Annotated in this window: 15 protein-coding genes; 8 read left to right on the top strand and 7 right to left on the bottom strand. The window is 42.5% G+C overall.

Going from position 1 to position 23,273, the window contains the following annotated elements; genetic code table 11:
• Positions 1-318: 318 nt before the first annotated feature.
• Positions 319-1,914: an OmpA family protein gene (locus tag JMW94_RS13750; RefSeq protein ID WP_201604771.1), complete on the top strand. Its 1,596-nt coding sequence runs from the start codon at positions 319-321 to the stop codon at positions 1,912-1,914.
• A gap of 77 nt (positions 1,915-1,991) precedes the next feature.
• Here the strand turns inward: JMW94_RS13750 and nagZ are convergent, their stop codons facing one another.
• Positions 1,992-3,080: a beta-N-acetylhexosaminidase gene (gene nagZ / locus JMW94_RS13745; protein WP_087813944.1), complete on the bottom strand. Its 1,089-nt coding sequence runs from the start codon at positions 3,078-3,080 to the stop codon at positions 1,992-1,994.
• A 554-nt stretch (positions 3,081-3,634) separates the two neighbouring features.
• Between nagZ and JMW94_RS13740 the strand changes: the two genes are divergently transcribed.
• Positions 3,635-5,845 (top strand): carboxy terminal-processing peptidase, encoded by a 2,211-nt coding sequence (locus tag JMW94_RS13740; protein ID WP_045443512.1) that lies wholly within the window; start codon positions 3,635-3,637, stop codon positions 5,843-5,845.
• A gap of 574 nt (positions 5,846-6,419) precedes the next feature.
• Here JMW94_RS13740 and JMW94_RS13735 read toward each other — a convergent pair.
• On the bottom strand, positions 6,420-6,905 hold the full coding sequence (locus JMW94_RS13735) for an FKBP-type peptidyl-prolyl cis-trans isomerase (protein ID WP_045443514.1): 486 nt from the start codon (positions 6,903-6,905) through the stop codon (positions 6,420-6,422).
• Between the two features lie 333 nt (positions 6,906-7,238).
• On the opposite strand from JMW94_RS13735, the gene JMW94_RS13730 reads away from it, so the two are divergent.
• Positions 7,239-9,212, top strand: a complete 1,974-nt coding sequence (locus JMW94_RS13730) for a M61 family metallopeptidase (protein ID WP_201604770.1) — start codon at positions 7,239-7,241, stop codon at positions 9,210-9,212.
• Between the two features lie 179 nt (positions 9,213-9,391).
• Here the strand turns inward: JMW94_RS13730 and JMW94_RS13725 are convergent, their stop codons facing one another.
• The gene (locus tag JMW94_RS13725; protein ID WP_201604769.1) at positions 9,392-10,219 is read right to left on the bottom strand and encodes a DUF305 domain-containing protein; all 828 of its coding nucleotides are present in this window, start codon (positions 10,217-10,219) and stop codon (positions 9,392-9,394) included.
• Between the two features lie 265 nt (positions 10,220-10,484).
• Entirely contained in the window at positions 10,485-11,111 is a 627-nt protein-coding gene (locus JMW94_RS13720) for a pseudouridine synthase (protein WP_201604768.1), read from the bottom strand.
• A gap of 461 nt (positions 11,112-11,572) precedes the next feature.
• Here JMW94_RS13720 and icd point away from each other — a divergent pair, with 461 nt between their 5' ends.
• Positions 11,573-12,832, top strand: a complete 1,260-nt coding sequence (gene icd, locus JMW94_RS13715) for an NADP-dependent isocitrate dehydrogenase (RefSeq protein WP_055123470.1) — start codon at positions 11,573-11,575, stop codon at positions 12,830-12,832.
• 325 nt (positions 12,833-13,157) lie between these two features.
• On the opposite strand, the gene JMW94_RS13710 is transcribed toward icd, so the two are convergent.
• On the bottom strand, positions 13,158-15,377 hold the full coding sequence (locus JMW94_RS13710; protein ID WP_055123469.1) for an NADP-dependent isocitrate dehydrogenase: 2,220 nt from the start codon (positions 15,375-15,377) through the stop codon (positions 13,158-13,160).
• Between the two features lie 733 nt (positions 15,378-16,110).
• On the opposite strand from JMW94_RS13710, the gene JMW94_RS13705 reads away from it, so the two are divergent.
• The 4 genes from JMW94_RS13705 to JMW94_RS13690 all read left to right on the top strand — a co-directional run bounded on the left by JMW94_RS13705 (position 16,111) and on the right by JMW94_RS13690 (position 21,381).
• Positions 16,111-17,481 (top strand): GNAT family N-acetyltransferase, encoded by a 1,371-nt coding sequence (locus JMW94_RS13705; protein ID WP_201604767.1) that lies wholly within the window; start codon positions 16,111-16,113, stop codon positions 17,479-17,481.
• Between the two features lie 65 nt (positions 17,482-17,546).
• A complete protein-coding gene (locus JMW94_RS13700) occupies positions 17,547-18,050 on the top strand; it encodes a chorismate--pyruvate lyase family protein (RefSeq protein WP_201552718.1) in 504 nt (167 codons plus the stop codon).
• Between the two features lie 458 nt (positions 18,051-18,508).
• Entirely contained in the window at positions 18,509-19,765 is a 1,257-nt protein-coding gene (glyA, locus tag JMW94_RS13695) for a serine hydroxymethyltransferase (RefSeq protein ID WP_055123466.1), read from the top strand.
• A 233-nt stretch (positions 19,766-19,998) separates the two neighbouring features.
• Positions 19,999-21,381 (top strand): AIPR family protein, encoded by a 1,383-nt coding sequence (locus JMW94_RS13690; RefSeq protein ID WP_201604766.1) that lies wholly within the window; start codon positions 19,999-20,001, stop codon positions 21,379-21,381.
• 74 nt (positions 21,382-21,455) lie between these two features.
• Here JMW94_RS13690 and JMW94_RS13685 read toward each other — a convergent pair whose 3' ends face one another.
• Both JMW94_RS13685 and gltS read right to left on the bottom strand, forming a co-directional pair.
• Positions 21,456-21,704, bottom strand: coding sequence for a DUF2164 domain-containing protein (locus JMW94_RS13685; RefSeq protein WP_201604765.1), 249 nt, complete (start codon positions 21,702-21,704; stop codon positions 21,456-21,458).
• A 142-nt stretch (positions 21,705-21,846) separates the two neighbouring features.
• Positions 21,847-23,121, bottom strand: coding sequence for a sodium/glutamate symporter (gltS, locus tag JMW94_RS13680; RefSeq protein ID WP_201604764.1), 1,275 nt, complete (start codon positions 23,119-23,121; stop codon positions 21,847-21,849).
• Between the last annotated feature and the right edge of the window lie 152 nt (positions 23,122-23,273).

The following is a 23,273-nucleotide window of genomic DNA, read 5'->3' as shown; positions in this document are numbered from 1 at the left end:
AAAAAAGGATGTATTTTCTCCATTTATACATAAGTTTTACTGATTCTTTTATGGGTTCTCACTGAGCTAATGATTGGTTATTTGCCATGTTTTTGGTTACGTGTGACACTTGAAATATTACCTAACGTATCATTTGTACAACAACCTGTTGATTGTTAACACTGACTTAATACTTTTATAATGATGAAAATTGAACAGGGTTAAGATGGTTTTAGCTGTCATGGTTCTTATTTCAAATCATTATTTTATCTGGCGTTTTTTGAATATTTTAATTATATAAATCGATACTAATATAGGCATTAATAGGAGAATTGTATTATGGATATTATCAGTCATTTGACGCGTACCGTTAGCCCAGCCGTGCTGGAAGATGATCATAGTCCCGCTAAAAAGGGGCTGCTTGAACAGTTCTACGCTATTTTTGCGGCTCGCTTAGCGGATAACGATACTTATAATCGTTTTGCAAATGAAAATATCACTCGTGACGACCAAGGGTTTTATGACCGTGTATGGAGCGATGATTCGCAACGTGATCAAATCGCTCGTGAGCTGGCAGGCAAGCATAATGTTGATGCGACGTCTTCGCGCGGACTGATAGCGATGGCAGCGCCACTGGCTTTTCACGAAATCAAAAGCTTGGCAGGTACCACACCAGTGCCGCAGTTCTTAAATGATAATCTCGACAGTTACCAGCGTTATATTCCTGCCTGGGCAAGCGCCGTTCTGCCAGTCGGTATGTTGGCAGCGACGCCTGCTGCTGGCGCGCGTATCTCTGATACGGTGAGCACCGCTCCATTGCAACGCGAAGAAGAGCAGCAAGGCAGCTTTATGAAAGCATTGCTCCCCATTATTGGTTTGATTATTTTAGGCGCATTGGCTTGGGCTTTACTTCGTGGTTGCCAAGAGAATCCTGAGCCTGTCGCTACACCGGTGGCTACTGCCCAACAAGCAGCGCAGGGAGAGGGTCAGTTGGCAGTGGCAGGTGATATCGAGCCTGCATCATTGCGCATTGCGACTGGTGAAAATAGTGAACTGTATGCTTGCCGTATGAATGTGGGCGACGAGACCTTGCAGACCAATGTAATGAATGCGTTAACCAGTGCATTTGGTGAAGAAGCCAATAAATGCCGTGCTGATGTCGATGACAATTTTGCAGTAGATATGCCAGCAGCGGCTCAGCTAGCTACTATCTTACCTATCGTCAAAAATGTACCAAATGCGAGCATGATCATCAAAGGCGATGTTATCACTGTCAATGCGCCTGATGCAGCGGCATTAGATAAGCTAGTGGCTGACCTACAAGCGGCTGTTCCTGCGATGACCATACAAGCCGAAGGACCGTTAGATTTGCAGGGTGAGATTGATAATAGTTTGGCAGCTGCGGATGTTGCTATGACCAATCTTGGTAAAAACCCAGATCCACGTGATGTGGCTCGTGCATTGAGTATTCAGGTGATCAACTTTGAAGTGGATGAAGCGGTCATTCCTGATGTCAATAAAGAGCTGCTTGACCGCGCTGCTAAGATCATCAACGAAGTACCGAATATGAAGCTGACGGTTATCGGTCATACTGACAGTCAGGCATCCGATTCTTACAATGTAGAATTGTCTCGTGATCGCGCTGAGGCAGTGAAAGAGTATTTGGTATCTCAAGGTGTTGATGCCAGTAAATTGATGACGAAAGGCATGGGTGAATCAGAACCTATCGCTGATAACTCAACTGAGCAGGGGCGCTTCCGTAATCGCCGTATTGAATTTATAGTCAATGACGAGATGGCCAGTGCGAACGATGGTATGATTATTAGTAATGATGCGCTTGACCCAGACTTAAACCCTTTGGATAGCAATAACGATGACTTATTGCCTGATGGTGATGATGCCACTCAAGGTACGGCAGTAGATCCAACCAATTAATGCACAGAAGATTGAGAAGTTATTCATTCAAAAAAACCGCATCTTATAAAAGGTGCGGTTTTTTTATTTTGTTAAGGCTATTGTTTATAAGCGGTCGGATCTTTTAATTCAATAGCGCTGTGAGTCGCTTGTGCCTCAGATTGAGGATTAAAAAAGGTTTGAGTCACGTTTTGCTTTGCCTGTTGCCAATAGTCAAATTGTTGACAAGTTGATTCCAGATCACCTTGCCATGTTGGTATCTGTCCGCACATTGTTTTAATACGGTTTTGATTGGGATAAGGCAGCTCTTGTGCGGTCTCTGCGGCTTCATGGGCGGCGACGCGATCGTTACAAACCAGCGCAATATCACAACCCGCTTCAATCGCGGCTTTCACACGTGCACTGACATCGCCTGCGGCTTGAGCACCTGCCATACATAGATCATCAGAGAATAAGACCCCATCAAACTTTAGCTGATCCCGTATGATGTCCTTGAGCCAAATTTTAGAAAAACCTGCTGGCTTATCATCGACTTGCGAAAAAATAACATGGGCAGGCATTAAGGCATCAAGCCACGGTAGGGTTTGGGCAAAAGGCTGCATATCGCTATGCATAATCTCATCCAAGCTACGCGTATCGATGGCCTCAGCCACATGGGAATCAGGGGCAATCGCACCATGACCGGGGAAGTGCTTGCCCGTGGTTGCCATGCCAGCGACTTTCATACCGCGCATAAACTGAGTCGCCAGTGCAATGATCGCTTGCGGCTCTTGATGAAAGCTACGATCCCCAATGACTTGACTGATGCCATCTCTGTCAAGTACTGGAGCAAAACTGAGATCAATGCCCACGGCCAACACTTCTGTTGCCATTAGATAGCCACAATCGTAAGCACAGCTTAGCGCATGGCTAGGGTCTTGATTGAAGAGCTCCCCAAGCTTGCCCATGGCGGGTAGTGGGGTAAAGCCATTGCGCAGGCGTGCGACTCGTCCACCTTCTTGGTCGACGCCGATTAATATATCTGGGTTGTGATAACGTATGTCGTCACACAACGCCCGTACTTGTGCCGCATCTGCAACGTTTCGGGCAAATAGAATCACCCCGCCCACCTGTGCCTGTTTGATTAAGCTGACATCTTCTGCTGTCAGTGCGGTACTATCGATATCAATCATTAAAACGCCGTACATTGCGTAATCCTTATGGTGTTATATATTGTTATATGATCGGTTCAGCTTCAAATAAATAAATGATGATAATTGGCAGTGTGCCACTATTATCAAAACTGCTTTATTATGACAGTTATTAGTAAATGAGCATAATGTGGCAGATGAATAGACTCAAATCAATTCATGAGTGGGTATTGAATCGTCAATAAATGACCCAAATAATGATGAACAATAAATGTCATAGAAAGTTTGGTATGTGCAGGCGTAGCGTGTAAGATTGCTTATACAGTTTGAGACAGTTGGATATCTATGTGCATGATAATATTGAGTGATTTTTAACAAAATATTAGCAAACAGCAATGGCATTTAGTGACCATAATTATTCAGAAAATAGCATTTTAGAAAGTATCGTTTTAGATTTTAGAAAGTATCATTGAATACATATTCGATTGATAATGGTAGATAAGTATTTCGTGACTTAAAGATAAAGCATTTATAGGCGGCGATTGATTCAGTCACTTTTGATTTTTATAAAACAAATAATATTATTAACGTAAAATAACTAGGTATATATGATGAAAAAACAACCAGCACAGTGGTTACTCAGTGCAGCGTCAGTGGGCATCGCCGGTATTATTCTCACCCAGAGCTACGGGACGGCAATGGCCGACACCAATACTGAAGGCTTTGTACAAACCCCTGAACAAAAAGTCACCACTCGCCAAGTAGCCGCATTGCTGGATCGTAGCCACTATTTGAATCAGCCGCTAGATAGCAAAACGGGCAGCGAAATCTTGTCTATGTATATCGATAGCCTTGACCCAAACCATACGTTGTTTTTGCAGTCTGATGTGGATGAGTTTAAGAAAAAATACGCCGATGAATTCGGTGCTCGCCTCAAGCGTGGCGACTTATCTGCAGGAGTAGAGGTCTTTGAACGCTATCGCAAACGCTCAAATGAGTATTTTGCGATGGCGAGCAAGATGCTAAAAACCGATATTGATTTGACGAGTGATGATACGATCGTGCTTGACCGTGAAAAACTCAATCATTTTAAAACCAAAAAAGAGCAGCGTGATTATTGGACGCGTCAGCTGAAATTTCAGCTGATGAGTATTACCTTGGGCCAAGAAGATGAAAAAGCCAAAGAAAAAGTATTCCTGAGCAATCCAGATATTACTCGTGGACAAGATTTGGTGCGCAACGACCAACGTACACCAAGCGAGATTTTACAAAACCGTTTATCGCGACAGCAAGAGCAGTTTAAGCGTCTCACAAACGATGAAATCATGGAAACCATCTTAAATACGGCGATGCTGACTTACGATCCGCACAGTAATTATTATGCACCGATTCAGGCCAACGAATTGCAAATCCAATCTAGCCTGCAATTAGAAGGCATTGGCGTCTCTATTCGTCCTGACCGTAAAAACCCAGATTATACTCGCATCGTGACCTTGGTCGATGGTGGTCCAGCAGCCAAATCTGGTCAGATTAAACCCAATGATTTGATTATCGGTATTGCCAAAGATGGCGAGAACATGACAGACGTGGTTGGCTGGTCAACGCGTGAGATTGTGAGCTTGATTCGCGGTAAACGTGGCACGTCAGTGACCATCAAAGTGCGTCAGCCAAATACCCCTGATGCCAGTGCCCGTAACGTGACGGTGGTTCGTGACATTATTCAACAAGAAGAGTCAGGGGTTACCCAGCGCGTGGTAGAAGTACAGCGCCCTAATATTGATAAAACGCCAAAACGCATCGGCGTCCTTGAGATACCAAGCTTTTATCTGAATTATCAGGCACGCCGTAACGGTGAGGATTATCGCAGCGTCAGTATCGATACCGAAAAAGCATTGAAAGCGTTGAATAAAGAAAATATTGATGGCCTCGTGGTTGATTTGCGCAATAATCCAGGTGGTTCATTGGATGAAGTAGCAAAAATGCTTGGCTTCTTTATCAAGAGCGGACCGATGGTGCAAATCCGTGACAATCGCGGCAACATTCAGGTCTACCGTGACGATGATGGCGGTGAGCAACTTTATGATGGCAAAGTGGTCGTTATTACCAACCTAGCGTCTGCCTCAGCCAGTGAGATATTTGCCGCGGCTATCCAAGATTATGGTCGTGGGCTAGTGGTTGGCAGTACGACAACGGGTAAAGGTTCAGCGCAGATTCAACTCGATAATTTGGCATTGGGTTCAGCCACTTTAACTCAGCGCAAATTCTATCGCATCACTGGTGGTAGTACGCAGAATAAAGGTGTGGTACCTGATGTAGAGTTGGTCAATATCTACGATGATGCCACTTTTGGCGAACGTGCGCAGAAAAAAGCGTTACCTTGGGATACCATCAAAACGGCGCCTTACAAGCCTGAAGGTAAGTTCACTGATACGACGCTGGCGACACTTAACCAGCAGTCTAAAATTCGTCAAGAGCAAAACCCACAGTTTGTTTATCTCTCAGCGCTAAACAACATTCGCGATATGGAAGATGAGAAAAAACCAATTCCACTTGATATCAATAGCCGCCGAGCTAAGATGCAGTTGATTGAAAAGCGTTCACTAGAGGCTGAAAATAAACGTCTTATTGCAACGGGTGAGCGCCCTTATGCCAATTGGAACACCTATCAAGCAGCAATGGATGCAAAATTTGAAGAGCGCAGCCGCATGAAAGCCAAGGAGCGCCCAGAGCTACCTGAAGACGAAGCCTTCATCAACGAGGCTGCCTATATTATGCTAAGCGCTGAACCTAAAGCATTGTTAAGCCCTGAAGAGAAGCTATAAACGGTCAGTATTGTCAGCCAAAAAGGCTGTGATTAAAATCCATGTAAGCATATGCTTACATGGATTGACGTTTATACCTCTTACTAACCATGAAGCAATCTGCGATTATAACTGTACGGCACGATTGAACGAAAAGGTTCATTGATACTAGGGATTGGTATCACAAAGGTCGCATCAGGGATAGGTGGTTTGCTGATTAAGGATGATAAGGCTGGATGCCTGTCAGTTATAGGATACTCCGGGATTAGGTATCATATAACGATAACATGGATGGTTAGTGATAAAAGCCGCATAACGCTTGTCGTTATGCGGCTTTGTTACGTCTGCTATATATTAATTGAGAAACACGCCTAACTAGCTAATAGATCCTAATAGGTAACACAGTAGCAGTGAATAGTTTGTAAGCCTGTCAGGTTACTTAATGTACACCTAAGAGGCTCATATTTTAAAAAGGTGATTGTGATAAATAATAGCCATAAAAAAAGGTCAGTAGACAAAGCCACTGACCTTTTTTGAACAAATAGCAGTCTTAATAAAGACTGCCATTTAACATTTTACTATACTCTAGAAGAGATTAGTGCTCAACGCCACCAGCGCCATGGACATGACCATGGTTTAGTTCGTCTTCAGTTGCTGCACGTACTTCTTGGATTTCAACATCAAACGTCAAACGCTTACCAGCCAATGGATGGTTTGCATCAACGGTCACTTCTTTGTCATTTACTTCAGTAACGGTAACTAGCATTACTTGTCCGCCAGCTTCTGACTGAAACTGCATACCCGGCTGGATATCTTCAACGCCTTGGAAGTTATCACGTGGTACATGTTGTACCGCTTGCTCTTGATATTCGCCGTAGCCATCAGCAGGTTCAACAACAGCATTGACTTGTTCGCCAGCAGATTTACCTTCTAACTGTTGCTCAAGGCCTGGAATGATGTTGCTGTGGCCATGCAAATACGCAAGTGGTTGACCTTCTGGTGATTGGTCAAGAATGTTGCCTTCGTCGTCTTTTAGTGTGTAATTGAATTTGACGGCAGTGTCTTTTGCAATAATAGTCATAAGTTATCCTAAATATATCTATGTAAAAAATTAAATACGGTTGCAATAAACCTAAAAAATCCAATCAGCAAGCCAAATAGCCACGTCATTAGTCAATTATCATCAGTTTATTAAAGTAACTTTAGCAGTTAGCATCTTTAATTGAGATGGCTCATATAACTTTCAAGGTAAAAACAATAAAAAATGCTATTTTATACTGATAAAGGGCGTTTTTTATGAAAATAAACACAGTTTTTTGTGGTTTGAAGACCGTAAATGGATATTCGGGGTTTCCCAGTTGCGTTTTTGGACAATGGCTTTTACCATAATGATATAAATAAGGATAAAAAGACAATGACTTCATTTGCCAATAATTCAGGCTGTCAGCTATTGGATGCCAATACAATCAGCGATCACCATAAAGCTAAAGCTGATATCAATTATCGACTCAATTTCGAGCGTTTTTCTGAGCACTTGGTTGATGTGTCGCTCAATTTTACGGCAATAAATGATGCACCTCAACTTTGGATGCCAGCGTGGATACCAGGCAGTTATCTGATGCGTGAGTTTGCGCGCAACATTACCGCGGTGCATTATCAGGTGTTAGACAGCCAAATCATGGATGATGATAATCATCCTAAGGTTTATCGCGCGCACAAAATAGATAAAAACACGTGGCAATTACCAAAAGCCAAGGCAGGGCAAGCCATTAGTGTCCACTATGAAGTCTACTGCTATGATTTATCGGTACGTACTGCCTATGTCGATCAGCAACGTTTGTATGGGAATTTCACCTCATTGGCATTGGCTGTAGAAGGGCAGGAGCATCGAGCTGTACAAGCTAGCTTAGCAGTGCCAGCAGCATTTTTAGCAGGTAAAGACGAGAGTCGGCTGCTATTGGCATGTGGATTAGAGTCTACTCATTTACGTCTTGATGGGCAGCATAGCTATGGACTACAAGCAGGCAGTTATCACGACCTTATTGATTACCCGTTTGAGATTGCAGAGCAAGATAAGTTTGACTTTATTATTCAAGACAGTACGCATCAGACGCTACCTCATCGTTTTTATCTCTCAGGTAAGCACAGCGCCAATATGGGCAGGCTACAGCAGGATATCACTCAGATCTGTCAGTGCTATTTAGATTGGTTGGGTGATGCGCCATTTAATGATTATACGTTTATGACCTTTGCCAGTGGTCAGGATTATGGTGGACTTGAGCATATCAATTCGACCAGTCTCATTACGCCGCGCCGAGACTTACCAACTCTTGATGAGCCAAAAATACCAAGCGCCGATTATCAGCGATTTTTGGGCTTATGCAGCCATGAGTATTTTCATTCGTGGTGGGTCAAAACGGTACGCCCAGATGTTATGTTGGAGGTCGATTTGCGCCGCGAGGCATTTACACCACTGCTATGGGTATTTGAGGGCTTTACTTCGTATATCGATGACTTTATGTTGCAAGCGTCGGGCGTGATTGATAAGCCAAGCTATCTTAAGCTACTGGCTGAGCAAATTAATCGTTACTATCAAACCGCGGGTCGCGCGTATCAAAGCGTTGCAGAGTCGAGCTTTGATGCGTGGATTAAGCTATACCGTAACGATGAAAATACAGGCAATGCTGGTATCAGTTATTACAACAAAGGTGCATTGGTGGCGTTATGCTTGGATTTGACGCTGCTCCAAAAGAGCAATGGTCGCTATCGTCTGTTTGATGTGGTCAAGGCTTTTTATACTCAAGCAAAGCAAAACGACAATAAACGCATTGGCATCAGTAGTGCTGATATGGGTACAGTCATTGGGCAGTTCATGCCCATAGAGGATTGGGAAGACTTTGAGTATCGTTATGTCAATGGTGTTGAAGAGTTGCCAATTGAAGCGCTGCTGGCGGCAAACGATATTAGCATGCATAGTAATAGCAAAGAGACGGCTGACAAGCATGTGCCTTGGGGCATGCGCTGTACTGAGACGCCCGCTGGACTCAAAGTCAATCGCGTGACACGTGCTAGTGTCGCTGCTAGTGCAGGTATTTCAGCGAATGATGTCATTGTGGCGCTTGACGGTATCAAGGCTGACAGTAAACAATTGGCGTTGCTAAGTAATGTGGAGCGCGACATTGAGTGTCACCTGTTTCGCCGTGATGAGTTGATGCGTATTAATGTGCTGCCTAAAGCGGCTGATGAAGCCATTGACAAAGCATCTCCGCATAAAGTGAGCTTGCACTTGGCAAAAGCAAATCAATCGGCAGGAGTCAGTGATAATTCTTCTCCAGTCGATGCAGGCTGGCAAGCATGGCTTAATGCTATAGAGCGTTATCAAAGTTAAATACATTGCTAAATATATTAATGTGAATGTATTTGTTCTCATTATGCTGTCCAATAATTTGTTAAAAGTAAAAGCCCCTGCTAAATAATATTATTTGGCAGGGGCTTTATGTAATGAATGGCAGTCTTTTAAGGTTTGTTAAAAATTAACAGCTAGGTCAGCGTTTAATAATTCAGCACCTAAGAAGCAGCTTGCTCAGATTGCTGATGATTATCCGCTTCACTTGTGCCCTGTGTCTCTTTAGCCTTGTTATCGGTACTAGCACTAGCATTAGCATCTGCAATCCATCGTTGCATATGCTCAATCTCAGTCTGCTGACCATCGATGATATCTTGTGCCAATTGACGCATCTCTTCGTCAGTGCCATATTTCAGCTGAATGTTTGCCATCTCTACCGCGCCAATGTGATGCGGCAACATACCACGTGCAAATGCCATGTCAGGCACAGGATCGGCGATACCCAATACCATCTCGCCATTTAAGACGTCCATGCTTCTGGCATACGCTTGCTGCATCGCTTCAGTGTTGGGTTTAGGTTTGGCTGTATCAGGGTGGCTAGCAAGCCATTTATTCAAAATATCGATTTCAACTTGCTGAGCGGCGATAATCTCTTGTGCCAATTGACGCATTTCTTCGTCAGTACCATATTTCAGCTGAATTTTTGCCATTTCTACGGCACCGCGGTGGTGTCCAAGCATCGCTTTAGCAAAGGCTGTATCAGGATCGTTATAACCCATACCGATCATCATCTCATCATGCATTCTAGTCATCGACCTTGTATAGTCTCTGAGTATGTCGGTCATTTGGCTCTCATCCGCGATGTTTTCGCCAGCTACTAGGTCGTTATCAGCGTCGACGTCATTTGGAGCATCAACGATATCAGTCACAGGTGGGGTCGCTGCATTAGGATCTGTGTCATCGTTGTCTTTTGTCGGCTGACAGGCGCTCATTATAAGCGCTGTAGAAACGCTAGTGGCCAACAAGATCCAACGACGAGAAGCAAACATAACATATCCCTATAATAAAAAATCAAATGATAAGTGGATGAGACTTATGATACCTAAATAATGGTGTTCTGAAGCTTAGCAGATAAACCTTGCTCGTTCGAGACGCGATGTTTAGCAAGTCGTAATTGGTTTTAATTGATATCAAAGCCAATGACTAAGACGTAATCGTATTTAAAAAAACTGATAGAAATGAGGACATGCCCTAATAAGCAGATGCCAGTCACAAGTAATCAGCAATGAGATACCAGTAGATTGATAGTAATAATTAATCAAGAATGCCTAATTGCTGACAGCGTTCGCTAGTGAGATGAATGCGCACAAACTCACCAACGGCTAAATCACCCAATTCAAACCCTGCTACTGACCAGCGTATCAAACGCAGACAAGGCAGTCCAACCTGCGCTGTCATACGTCTGACTTGGCGATTCTTACCTTCATAAATCGTCAGCATGAGCCATGAAGTCGGTACATTCTTACGCTCACGAATAGGCGGCTCACGTTGCCATAAATCAATGGGTAAGTTTGTCTCTTCTACCATGAGAGCCGTCGCCGGTAGTGTCTTGCCATCTTTTAAATGTACGCCAGAGGCAAGCTCATTCAACTGCGCTGGCGTTGCTGTGCCTTCAACTTGCACCAAGTAAGTTTTGCCTTGCTTATGACGGTTTTTTGCAAAATTAGCAGCAGAAGGTGGCTGGGTGATGGCTTTATTGACTCGACCATCACTCGTTAAAATCAGCAAGCCCTCTGAGGTGGCATCAAGCCTACCAGCAATCCGTAAAGACTTATCGGTAAAATACTGTGATAGGGTGGTGTGATCATTGTTGCTGTCATCACGAAACTGACTTTGCACCCCATAAGGTTTGTTGAATAAAATCAGAATAGAGGTCGACATGGTTTGGGATTTCCTAAATTTGAATCATTATTTTGTGCGTATTTTGAGGTTAGAGCGTCTCCTCAATTTACGATTTTTAAAACGAGGACACACCCTAATAAAACGTTATTTTTTTAAATCAACGCTATAAGCTGCAAATTTGTTGATTTTATATAAAGTATCTTTGTTATTTTGCGCGTTATTATAACAGTCTGTGTGGATGCTATTTTACTAAAGGAATTTTTACAGTATCGTTAAGTCAATAAATCGTTAAGTTAATAAATGATTATTCAGTGCATCACTATTTTACTTATTCATTTTTTAAACCATTTATCAGCATATCGCAACTTACCTATTGCTCAAAGTTTTTAGTTTGGCTAACCCGCGTTTAAAGCGGTATAAATAATCATAATAGAGTGGCTAGCATAACAGAGTGCTAAGGATGCTTGCGATATCTAACATACAACCAAGGAGTTTTATCCATGTCTTATGAGAAGGTTATCGTCCCAAGAGACGGCGAAAAAATTACCGTAAATGCTGATCTGTCGCTAAATGTACCCAATCATCCTATCATCCCGTTCGTTGAAGGGGATGGTATCGGGATCGATATCACGCCGGTCATGATAAAAGTGGTCAATGCGGCCGTGGAGAAAGCTTATCATGGCAAACAGTCCATCATTTGGATGGAGGCTTATCTTGGCGAAAAAGCCGCTAAAATATACGATGGTGACTATCTGCCAAGCGAGACGCTAGAGATTTTAAAAGACTATGTTATCAGTATCAAAGGTCCATTGACCACGCCAGTTGGCGGTGGTTTTCGCTCATTGAACGTAGCGGTACGTCAAGAGCTTGACCTCTATGTGTGTCAGCGCCCAGTTCGTTGGTTTGAAGGTGTACCAAGTCCTGTTCAACATCCTGAGCTGACAGATATGGTCATTTTCCGTGAAAACTCAGAAGATATCTATGCAGGTATCGAATGGAAAGCGGGCAGTGAGGATGCTAAGAAAATCATCAAATTCTTAAAAGAAGAGATGGGCGTTACGAAGATCCGCTTCGATGATGATTGCGGTATCGGCATCAAGCCAGTATCCAAAGAAGGTTCGCAGCGTCTGGTGCGTAAAGCCATTCAACACGCTATCGATAATGATTTGCCCAGTGTGACTTTAGTGCACAAAGGCAATATTATGAAGTATACCGAAGGCGCATTTAAGGAATGGGGCTATGAGCTGGCCGCAGAACGCTTCGATGCAGAATTATTAGATGGTGGTCCTTGGATGACAATGAAAAATCCAAAAACAGGCAATGATATTATTATCAAGGATGTTATTGCTGATGCCTTTTTGCAGCAAATCTTGATGCGTCCTGCGGATTATTCAGTCGTTGCGACACTAAACTTAAACGGTGATTATATCTCTGATGCCCTAGCAGCCGAAGTGGGCGGTATTGGTATCGCACCAGGCGCTAACAAAGGCGGCGCAATTGCCGTTTATGAGGCAACTCATGGCACAGCACCTAAATATGCGGGTCAGAATAAAGTAAATCCTGGCTCATTAATTTTATCAGCTGAGATGATGCTACGAGACATGGGCTGGACAGAAGCCGCTGATCTCATTATCAGTGGTATCCAAGGTGCGATTGCAAATAAAACGGTCACTTATGACTTTGAGCGTCTCATGCCAGATGCTATCTTGCTCAGTACTTCTGAGTTTGGTAAAGCGGTTATCAAGCACATGGATGTTTAAAAATTATATAGCACTGAGTCAGCTGTTATCAGAATTCTATAGTATTGATAAAAGTATCAATATTCACAAAAGTATCGCTGAACTTATCAATGTCAAAAAGCCACCTACAGTTATGTAGGTGGCTTTTTTATTGGCAGTTTTTTGCTGTTTATAAGTGATATTTTAAAAGTAACGTTTTAAACGTACTGTCTTATGTTCAAGCATAAAAAACACCGCTTAAGTCTGAGACCTAAGCGGTGTTTTTATTTTGCCTAACTGGGTTCAAAAGTCTTTATAAATAAAGAAAATTAAGCCCAACTATCTGCTGTATTAGCACATGACTCAATTACAATGAGGCGATTGCTGCATTGAATAGCGTGCTTGGACGCATCGCTTGTTCAGCCAATGCTTCGTCTGCCAAGTAGTAACCTTTCAAGTCTACAGGCTTGCCTTGAGCTTCATTTAGCTCTTTGACGATAGCAGCTTCGTTGCTCTCAAGTTTTTCTGCCAGCGGTGCAAATTTTGCTTTAAGATCAGCATCTTTATCTTGTGCCGCAAGCTCTTGTGCCCAGTACATCGCCAGATAGAAATGACTACCACGGTTATCGATTTCACCTGTTTTACGTGAAGGACCTTTGTTGTTTAACAACAGTTTTTCTGTCGCCGTGTCCAATGTATCCGCCAAGATTTGCGCTTTAGCATTGTTATCGTGACTGGCCAAATGCTCCAGAGAGACGGTCAAGGCTAAGAACTCACCCAATGAATCCCAACGTAAATGGTTTTCCTCTAACAACTGTTGAACGTGTTTAGGTGCAGAACCACCAGCGCCCGTTTCAAACAAGCCGCCGCCTTTCATGAGTGGTACGACTGACAACATTTTCGCACTTGTGCCAAGCTCTAGGATTGGGAACAAGTCAGTCAAGTAATCACGTAAAATATTACCGGTCGCAGAGATGGTATCCAGACCACGGGCAACGCGCTCTAGCGTATAACGCATCGCACGAACCTGTGACATGATTTCAATATGCAGGCCTGTCGTATCATGATCTTTTAAGTAAGTTTGAACTTTTTTGATCAGCTCGTTTTCGTGCGGACGGTAAGGGTCTAGCCAAAAGATAACTGGTGTATCTGATTCACGGGCACGGCGTACCGCAAGTTTCACCCAATCTTGGATAGGCTCATCTTTAACCTGACACATGCGCCAAATATCGCCGTTTTCAACCTGCTGCTCAAGCAATACCTCATCAGTATCTTCATCGACAATACGAGCCAATCCTGAACCACTCGCCTCAAAAGTCTTGTCATGCGAGCCATACTCTTCGGCTTTTTGCGCCATCAAACCAACGTTAGGAACCGTACCCATCGTGGTTGGATCAAAGTTACCATGCCATTTACAGAAGTTAATCATTTCTTGATAGATACGAGCAAAAGTAGACTCAGGCATGACTGCTTTACAGTCATACATCTTGCCATCAGCGCCCCACATTTTACCGCCTGAGCGAATCATCGCTGGCATAGACGCATCAACAATCACGTCACTTGGTGAATGGAAGTTGGTGATACCTTTTGATGAATCAACCATCGCTAGGCGTGGACGATGCACTTGGCAAGCATGTAAATCACGTTCGATTTCTTCACGTTTACTGGCTGGTAGCTCAGCGATCTTTTCATACAAACTTGCCATGCCGTTATTGACGTTGATACCTAGCTCGTCAAAGAAAGCGCCATGCTTATTAAAGGCATCTTTATAATAAGTTTTGACTGCATGACCGAACACGATAGGATGCGATACTTTCATCATCGTGGCTTTTACGTGCAGTGAAAACAAGATACCAGCTTCGCGGCAGTCTTCCATTTCACGCTCATAAAACTCAAGTAATGATTTTTTGCTCATAAACATTAAGTCGATGACTTCTTTATCCAGCAAGGCAATGCCTGTTTTGAAGACATGAATAGTGCCATCTTCAGCGACACGTTCCATACGTACAGTACGTGCTTTATCCAAAGTGATAGATTGCTCACCAGCATAGAAATCGCCACTGTGCATGTGCGATACGTGGGTCTGTGACCATTGCTTCCATTCACCCATAGAGTGTGGATGCTTGCGTGCATAGTTTTTAACCGCTTTTGGTGCACGGCGATCTGAGTTGCCTTCACGCAAGACTGGGTTGACAGAACTGCCCAAGCTTTTGCCATAACGCTTACGGATCTCTTCTTCTTCTTCTGTCTTAGGATCATCTGGAAAGTCAGGGATAGCGTAGCCTTTGCTTTGCAGTTCTTTGATACAAGCTTTTAGCTGCTGAACAGAAGCACTGATATTAGGCAGTTTAATGATATTGGTGTCTGGATCTTGAGTCAGACGACCCAGCTCAGCTAGATTATCAGGGACGCGCTGCTCTTCCGTTAAGTACTCTGGGAACTCAGCCAACACACGGGCAGCAACAGAGATATCACTGGTTTCAACTTCGATGCCTGCTGTTTGAGTAAAAGCTTTTACAATTGGCAAAAATGATAAGGTTGCTAGCGCTGGTGCTTCGTCAGTTTTTGTATAAATAATTTTAGACATTAGTTGGGCATTCCTTTTAGTTGTAATTAATAATAAGGCTCAAATATAAGTTAATAATTCCATGCAGCTCTGATGTAATAATGGATCATGCAACGATACTAAATAATGTGTCGCGAGCTTTTTGTACACAGTTTCTTGGAGACCATCGAGTCTGCTTAGAATTTTTCTTCGTTAAGCGGCAGTTTGACTGTCTTGTCTGAACGACCTGCTCATATGAATGACTTAAAAATAGAGTGCGGACGCTACATCATAGTTAACTGATTATAAATCTGATACGATGTCAATATCGCATAATGAACTAAGTGTAGTGTTTTCGGTTGTTTCTAATATGTCTTAATTACATTAAGCTGTTAAGAGCCTTATTCTACCAGTCATCGATAAAAATTTCATCCTTTCTATACAAACACTGCCTGCTAATATTCGTCATAAAACGATGAATAATACAATCATTATTCAAAAAACTGCCAGTCATATCATAGATATGAGTCGTGACTAAGTGATTCTTATTCTTCTGTCAGACATGAGCTGACAAACCAAATTATCTATGTTCTAGAGATGACTTTACTAGGGTAGCTTTTATTATTGAGAACGCATTGTTATTTATTTTATTCGTAATATCTGAAAATGATGAGAGCATAATTGTGACAGAGTTTGAGTAGAATTTTGCTAGGCCAGTCATATACGAAACAAGGTATAAAAAACTACGCCCATATAAAAATAAATAGTGAGTATTATGAGTTTACAATATGCATTACTCAATGACACCAGCTGGCAGAGTCAAACAGACTGGCAAACCCCCGATACCCCTTTTATGTCGTTTGCCTTTTGGCAAGCGCTAGCCGACACTGGCGCGATTGGTGAGCAGGCAGGCTGGTTGCCGATATTTGTGTTGGTACATCGTGTCGCAGATAGTCAAAGCGACAGCTCGATAGACCACGCTGATCATAGTGAAAACCATAGTGAAAACCATTCTGCGATTAACGAAGCTGCACAAACAGTCACACATCCTGTGGCGGTGTTGCCAGTATTCCTCAAAGGTCATCACCGCGGCGAGTTTGTGTTTGACCATTCATGGGCAGAAGCCTATGCGCGTTATGGGGTGGATTATTATCCAAGGCTGGTTACCAGCGTGCCCTATACACCGATTACGGGTCAGCGGCTTTGGTTGGCAAAAGGTGAGACATTAACCACCGATATCATAAAGACAGCTATCGCAGGCGTCAATGATATTGCTCAGCAAGTAGGTGCCTCAAGCTGGCATGGATTATTCATCACGCCTGAGCTGGCAAAGATTGCGACGGCATCTATGCCTACTGATATTGATATAGCGCATTTGCTAGCCGCTCAAGATAATGGTTTAGAATCAACCGCAATTGACATGCCTATACTGGAACGTCAAGGCTGTCAGTTCTTATGGCAAAATAAAGACCTACTTAATGGTAGCCAGCCGTTCGCAGATTTTGAAGCATTCTTAGCGACGCTAAAAGCCAAAAAACGCAAAACCATTCGTGCTGAGCGTCGTAAAGTTGCGGAGCAAGGCATCATCTGCCAACGCAAATGCGGTGATGCTATTACCGATGAAGACTGGAAAGCCTTTTATCATTGTTACGTGATGACTTATGCGATACGTGGGCAACAGCCTTATTTGACGATAGATTTTTTTATGGCACTGGCAGTGACTATATCTGAGCACTTAATGCTCGCACAAGCGTTAGATGCCTCTGGAGAAATTATCGCCAGTAGCTTGTTTTTATACGATGATTGCCATAGCGAAAATGCCACTCTTTATGGTCGCTATTGGGGGGCACTGGGTGAGTACGACAGCTTACACTTTGAGCTGTGTTATTATCAAGGTATTGAGTTTGCCATCGAGCAAGGGCTTAAGTATTTTGATCCGGGTACGCAAGGCGAGCATAAGCTGGTTCGTGGTTTTATTCCAACGACGACACACTCTATCCACCGTATTTATGACCCACGTTTTGTGCCAGCTATCGCCAATTTTTGCGCCCAAGACCGTGAGCACATGGCGCAGTATCGTCAGCAAGCGTTTGAGGCGTTGCCCTTTAATGCGGATAATATGCCAGCTTTTGATACCAATCAATAGGCTTTGCTTAATACGCCTAACGCTCGCTTTCTTCTTTATTATTATGTCACTATTAGCCGTTAACTATGTCCAGTACTCCTTTTATTTGTCTTACCCATTTGTCTCCTCCTAGTGAGCTACTCTCGTGGCTCAATGTCGCAGGCTCTCTCACGGCGGTGTTGGAAGTGAAAGCAGGGCAGCCCTTGCGCGTGGAGCGTAGCTTTGAGGGCTACCGATTGCTGTCATTGGCACAAAAAAAACAATTGAATGTCACAGGTGCCATGCTGAATCGTCCCATGCTAGCATGGGTGCGTGAAGCGCAACTATATGGCAATGACGCACGCCCGTGGGTGGCCGCGCAAAGTATCTTTCCGTTACCCAGTCTCAAAGGTAACGCCCGCCGTTTACAGCAGCTCAAAGGTACACCCATCGGTTATGTGTTATTTAAACGCAGTCGGACTTTGCCCAATCAGCGTTTTATCCAGCAGACAAGTGAGGGCTGGCAACGGCAAACACGTTATGATTGGTATGGTCGCCAGCTGCTGATCAGCGAAACTTTCTTGCCAGCATTTGTCACTACTGACAGCTAAATATCCGTTAAGTAGCCAGTCAATAGATAAATATTGCTACTAATCTGCTGACCAACAACAGGCTAGGAGCAATATGATAGCGGTAAACCATTTATTTTATTGGCTATTTATCTGCGTTATATCACCATTTAATTCACTCAGCTTACAGTGAGGTTTTTTTGCGCTCACCGCACAAATTTTCATGTTACACTTAATGTTTAGCGATGATTTTGATGCCAGCGCGTATCGAGTTTATTGCCGAATTGGACAAGTTAATGACAGGCCTATTGCCTCTGCTTACTCCTACTTATCTTTGCTAATAGACTCAATTCACAATAATGGTCATACCATAAAACTGAGCATAAAAGTACCGCTGGTACTTTGAGCGACGTTGACACAGTAATTGTTTTATTGTGGGCAGCCTATAAGCTTCTTTTCAACGACATTTTTCAATGACAGTCACTACCTAGGACATCACTATGTTTAAAGATATTTCTATCAAAGATTTTGATCCAGTACTTGCTGAAGCGATGGCTGCAGAAAGCGTTCGTCAAGAAAACCATATCGAATTGATTGCGTCTGAAAACTACTGCTCGCAAGCAGTGATGGAAGCGCAAGGCACAGATCTAACCAACAAATACGCTGAAGGCTATCCTGGCAAGCGTTACTATGGTGGTTGTGAGCATGTAGACGTTGTAGAGCAATTGGCGATTGATCGTGCAAAAGAGTTGTTCGGTGCTGAGTACGTCAACGTCCAGCCACATTCTGGTAGCCAAGCAAACTCTGCCGTATTTTTAGCGTTACTTGAAGCAAATGACACCGTACTAGGCATGAGCTTAGACGCAGGTGGTCACTTGACTCACGGCGCACACATTAACTTTTCAGGTCTGAACTACAATGCCGTACAGTACGGCTTGGTCGAAGGCACTGGTCTTATCGATTATGACCAAGTTGAAAGTTTGGCAAAAGAGCATAAGCCTAAAATGATTATTGCTGGTTTTTCAGCGTATTCACAGGTAGTCGATTGGGCGCGTTTCCGTGAAATCGCTGATGAAGTTGGTGCTTATTTGCTAGTAGATATGGCGCACGTTGCTGGTCTAGTTGCTGGTGGTGTTTATCCAAACCCAGTACCGTTCGCTGATGTGGTTACAACGACTACGCACAAAACCCTACGTGGCCCACGTTCAGGCATGATTTTGGCGCGTGATGAAGTACTTGCTAAAAAGCTCAATTCTGCCGTATTCCCAGGTAACCAAGGTGGCCCGTTGATGCATGTCATCGCGGCAAAAGCGGTTTGCTTTAAAGAAGCGTTAGAAGATAACTTTTCTACTTATCAGCAGCAAGTGGTTAAAAACGCTAAAGCGATGGCAAAAGTGGTTCAAGACCGCGGCTATGAAATTATCTCTGGCGGTACTGAAAACCATCTCATGCTGATCAGCCTAGTTAAGCAAGAAATGACGGGTAAAGAAGCGGACAAATGGCTTGGCGATGCGCATATTACTGTGAATAAAAATGCTGTACCAAATGATCCAAAATCTCCGTTCGTAACGTCTGGTATTCGTATCGGTACGCCAGCAATCACTACTCGTGGCTTCAACGAAGCGCAAGCGGGTGATTTGGCAGGTTGGATTTGTGATGTATTAGATAGCCGCGGTGATGAAGCCGTCGCTACTGAAGTACGCGGTAAAGTAGAAGCGATCTGCAAAGAGCTACCAGTTTACGAAAAAAATCAGTAAGTCTTAACTGACTCTTTTTGAGAGCTGTATAACAAAAACCGCTTAGCTTTTGCTAGGCGGTTTTTTATTCAAAAAATATTTTGACTTTTTTATTTTAATAGTATTTAATGAATTACCTTTTGGATGAAAGGTTCACTACTGGATAGTAGTATTTTAAATTCTCGGATGAGGATTGGCCAAAGAAGTTAATATTATTACCCAATCCTCTCCTAATTCTATTTAGGAGATATAAATTGTTAAAAAACTCAAACCCTATCATCAAACTTTCTAGTTTTAGTCATACTGATACCTCGAAGTCTGAATATGTAGATTCAGTTAGAGGATTCATTAAAGCTAGTGATCTTCCAAGAATATCAAATGTTCTTAAAATTGATTCTAACCCTAGAAAACCAAGAGAAAGTAAAGTAACTAAAGACATCATTGCTTCTTTAGAAGAAAGCCCGCAAATATTCCACTTAATGACAAAAGGTTTATTAATTTCATGTTCTAAATGTGAAGTTCTAGATCGTGGTCGTATACGGATAGAGTCCTATGACAATCAGTATGCACAATCTGGAATATTAGATGGTGGCCATAACACATTTGCGATTCTCAAATTTATTCTGCAAACACTAAATTTTGATGTTCAGAAATTGAGAGAGTGGGATGATGTTATTAAAATATGGAGAGATAATCTTGATCAAATAGTCTCAATGACTGGCGATACAAGTGATGAATTAATTGTAAAAGCATTAGACTTTTTAATACCTATCGAGTTCATATATCCGAAGAAAGGCGATGATAAAGATTCTTTAAATGGATGGGGTATAACGCACAGCAATATTACTCATGCTCGTAACAACAATGTTGAGTTAGTACAGGCTGCAAAAGATAATCATCAAGGATATTATGACTACCTAAAGGCTGTATTACCGCAAAGTGTTTCAAAGGCAATACAGTGGAAAACTAATGATGAAGGTAATATTCGGGTAGCAGATGTTTTAGCATTGACATTAATACCTTTGAGTGTTTTGCCATCTAGCATTGTTGGAACTAATTTAGAAAGTAATCTTTCTAAAATTTATAACAGCAAATCTTATTGTGTAGATACTTTCAAAGATATTTTAGATCAGCATGGTGAAAGAATCGGAAGTAATAAGTTTGAACTGAAAAATGCTTCTATTGAAAGCGCCTTAAATTTAATGCCAGAAATTTTAGAGCTTTATGATTTAATTTATTCAGAGTTCCCAACAGCATATAACACTAATGAAGGTAGTTTTGGTCGTATGGAAGTGGTAAAAAAATATGATCCGAAAAAAGCTGAAAATGGGAATGCTAAGTATTTAAATAAACAACCTAAAACTAAGTATTTTGGTCGTGATTGTGACTATAATTATGCTGATGGTTTAATAATTCCGCTTGTAGTAGCATTAAGAAAATTAATTGAATTTGATGAGCATAATGAAACTTTAAAATGGCGAGTAAAAAATCCTATTCAATTTATTAAAAATAATTTAGGTGATATTACTAAGATTTATGGCTTAGTTATCAAAATGTCTGATTATAATCCTCAGCGTATAGGTAAAACATCTAATAGTTACGATCTAGCTGCTACTGCTATAAAGAGTAAGCTGTAACTAAATTTTAAATGCTATTAAAAAAACCGCTTAGCATTTGCTAGGCGGTTTTTTTGTGTCGTAGAAAATAGTAGCTAATCCTTCTTCAACGCATGACTGTCTTCTAATATGCCCATAAACCTATCATATAACCAAGGTTCAGCATCATCGATGGCTTGGTTATATATTTTAGAGCCGATCAAGTCCACCATAAAATCGAATAAGAACTTGGCAGGTAAATTACCGATATCCAAATCAAACTCTTCGCTCATATAATCTCTCAAATTATCTAACAGCACTTCTTCCTCTTCCTTCGATAACTTAATAAGTTTGTCTTTACTCATATCATTCTCTCAATACTAGGTAATGATCTAGCTTAGTTCAATCATACCTTTATAGGAAAGTTGAATAACCAATAAAAAAGACTGGGTTACGATAGCGTAGCCCAGCCTTATTCAGGTTAATTCGACTTTATTGCTTATAAAATTACATAAACGGCAGTTTAGTAAATATCTGCAAGATCGTCGCGTTGACGATATCGACAAAGAATGCACCAACCATTGGCACAATCAAAAACGCCTTAGGCGAAGGCAGATAGCGATCCGTGACTGCCTGCATATTGGCAATCGCCGTAGGCGTCGCACCCATACCGAAACCACAATGTCCAGCTGACAAGACCGCTGCATCATAGTCTTTACCCATCACCTTAAAGGTTATGAAATAGACATAAACGACCATAATGACAGTCTGTACCAGTAAGATAATCAACACAGGGCCTGCCAAATCAGTCAGCTGCCATAGCTTTAATGACAGCAGCGCCATGGCTAAGAACAGACTCAAAGAAGCGTTACCAAATACGTCGATAGAGCGATCAAACATATCAAAATTAAAGATAGTGGTTAAGACATTACGAATAATCACACCACCTGCCAACGCCCAAACGAAGGTAGGTAGCTCAAACCACGTGCCTTGGGCAACAAGCGTCATGACATCGGCGAAAGCCAACGCTGCGGCAAACAATGCCAATGTCTCAATAGTAGAAGAGGCCGTGATAAAGCGCATGCTATCAGGTCTTTCGAAAATTTCTTTATTACTACTCGCTGAATCTTCATCATGTTTGGTGCTATAAAGCGACTGCGCACCAGCGACTTTTTCGATGTCACTAGGATTGGGATTGGCAGGTGTTGGTTTTAACCCTAGCTTTTGAATCAGACTACGGGCAACAGGACCACCAATGATACCACCAGCGACTAAGCCGTAGGTGGCAACGGCGATACCAAGTGTCGTTGCACCGACCACACCGTAATCTTGCTCCAAGGTGATACCCCAAGCGCCTGCCGTACCGTGACCACCAGTCAGGGCGATAGAACCTGTCACTAATCCAAGTAGTGGATCAAGCCCCAACGCGCTTGCCATGGCCACACCAACGACATCTTGCAAGACGATAAAAACGGACACAACGATGGTAAAAATCAACAATGGCGTACCACCAGCTTTGAGTCTACTAAAATCAGCACTCAAACCAATAGAGGCAAAAAACATCAGCATGGTCGCCGTCTGTAATCCTTGATGAAAGTTAAAACTATATCCCCAAGTGATATTTAGAATATAGACCACTATTGCCGCGACCAAACCACCAGCAACAGGCTCTGGAATGTTAAAATCTTCTAAGAATTTAATTTTCTTGACCAAAAAGCGCCCAAGCAGCAGCACTAGAGTGGCTAGTATCAGCGTGTAATAGCCGTTTAGGGTAATTTCCATATATTAATCCTTTCTATAAAAATAAACTCTGCACACGACAAAAAAACAAAAAAGTCTGTTAAAGCAAAGGCATAATAGTAATTTTTAAGACGAATCAGACCATGCCAAACTTTAACAGACTTAGTGAAACTTTAACCCAAAACCTGAGTATG

It is taken from the genome of Psychrobacter immobilis (genome assembly GCF_904846185.1).
Classification (GTDB): domain Bacteria; phylum Pseudomonadota; class Gammaproteobacteria; order Pseudomonadales; family Moraxellaceae; genus Psychrobacter; species Psychrobacter immobilis_B.
The sequence above is the reverse complement of the archived record's forward strand: the minus strand, read 5'-3'. Positions and strand labels throughout refer to the sequence as shown.

What these genes read in the sequence shown, in the direction of transcription:
- JMW94_RS13735 (WP_045443514.1), bottom strand. Translation starts at nt 6,905, where the DNA reads ATGACTATTATTGCAAAAGACACTGCCGTCAAATTCAATTACACACTA.
- JMW94_RS13740 (WP_045443512.1), top strand. Translation starts at nt 3,635, where the DNA reads ATGAAAAAACAACCAGCACAGTGGTTACTCAGTGCAGCGTCAGTGGGC.
- JMW94_RS13730 (WP_201604770.1), top strand. Translation starts at nt 7,239, where the DNA reads ATGACTTCATTTGCCAATAATTCAGGCTGTCAGCTATTGGATGCCAAT.
- JMW94_RS13710 (WP_055123469.1), bottom strand. Translation starts at nt 15,377, where the DNA reads ATGTCTAAAATTATTTATACAAAAACTGACGAAGCACCAGCGCTAGCA.
- icd (WP_055123470.1), top strand. Translation starts at nt 11,573, where the DNA reads ATGTCTTATGAGAAGGTTATCGTCCCAAGAGACGGCGAAAAAATTACC.
- JMW94_RS13750 (WP_201604771.1), top strand. Translation starts at nt 319, where the DNA reads ATGGATATTATCAGTCATTTGACGCGTACCGTTAGCCCAGCCGTGCTG.
- JMW94_RS13685 (WP_201604765.1), bottom strand. Translation starts at nt 21,704, where the DNA reads ATGAGTAAAGACAAACTTATTAAGTTATCGAAGGAAGAGGAAGAAGTG.
- JMW94_RS13725 (WP_201604769.1), bottom strand. Translation starts at nt 10,219, where the DNA reads ATGTTTGCTTCTCGTCGTTGGATCTTGTTGGCCACTAGCGTTTCTACA.
- JMW94_RS13705 (WP_201604767.1), top strand. Translation starts at nt 16,111, where the DNA reads ATGAGTTTACAATATGCATTACTCAATGACACCAGCTGGCAGAGTCAA.
- gltS (WP_201604764.1), bottom strand. Translation starts at nt 23,121, where the DNA reads ATGGAAATTACCCTAAACGGCTATTACACGCTGATACTAGCCACTCTA.
- JMW94_RS13700 (WP_201552718.1), top strand. Translation starts at nt 17,547, where the DNA reads ATGTCCAGTACTCCTTTTATTTGTCTTACCCATTTGTCTCCTCCTAGT.
- glyA (WP_055123466.1), top strand. Translation starts at nt 18,509, where the DNA reads ATGTTTAAAGATATTTCTATCAAAGATTTTGATCCAGTACTTGCTGAA.
- JMW94_RS13720 (WP_201604768.1), bottom strand. Translation starts at nt 11,111, where the DNA reads ATGTCGACCTCTATTCTGATTTTATTCAACAAACCTTATGGGGTGCAA.
- nagZ (WP_087813944.1), bottom strand. Translation starts at nt 3,080, where the DNA reads ATGTACGGCGTTTTAATGATTGATATCGATAGTACCGCACTGACAGCA.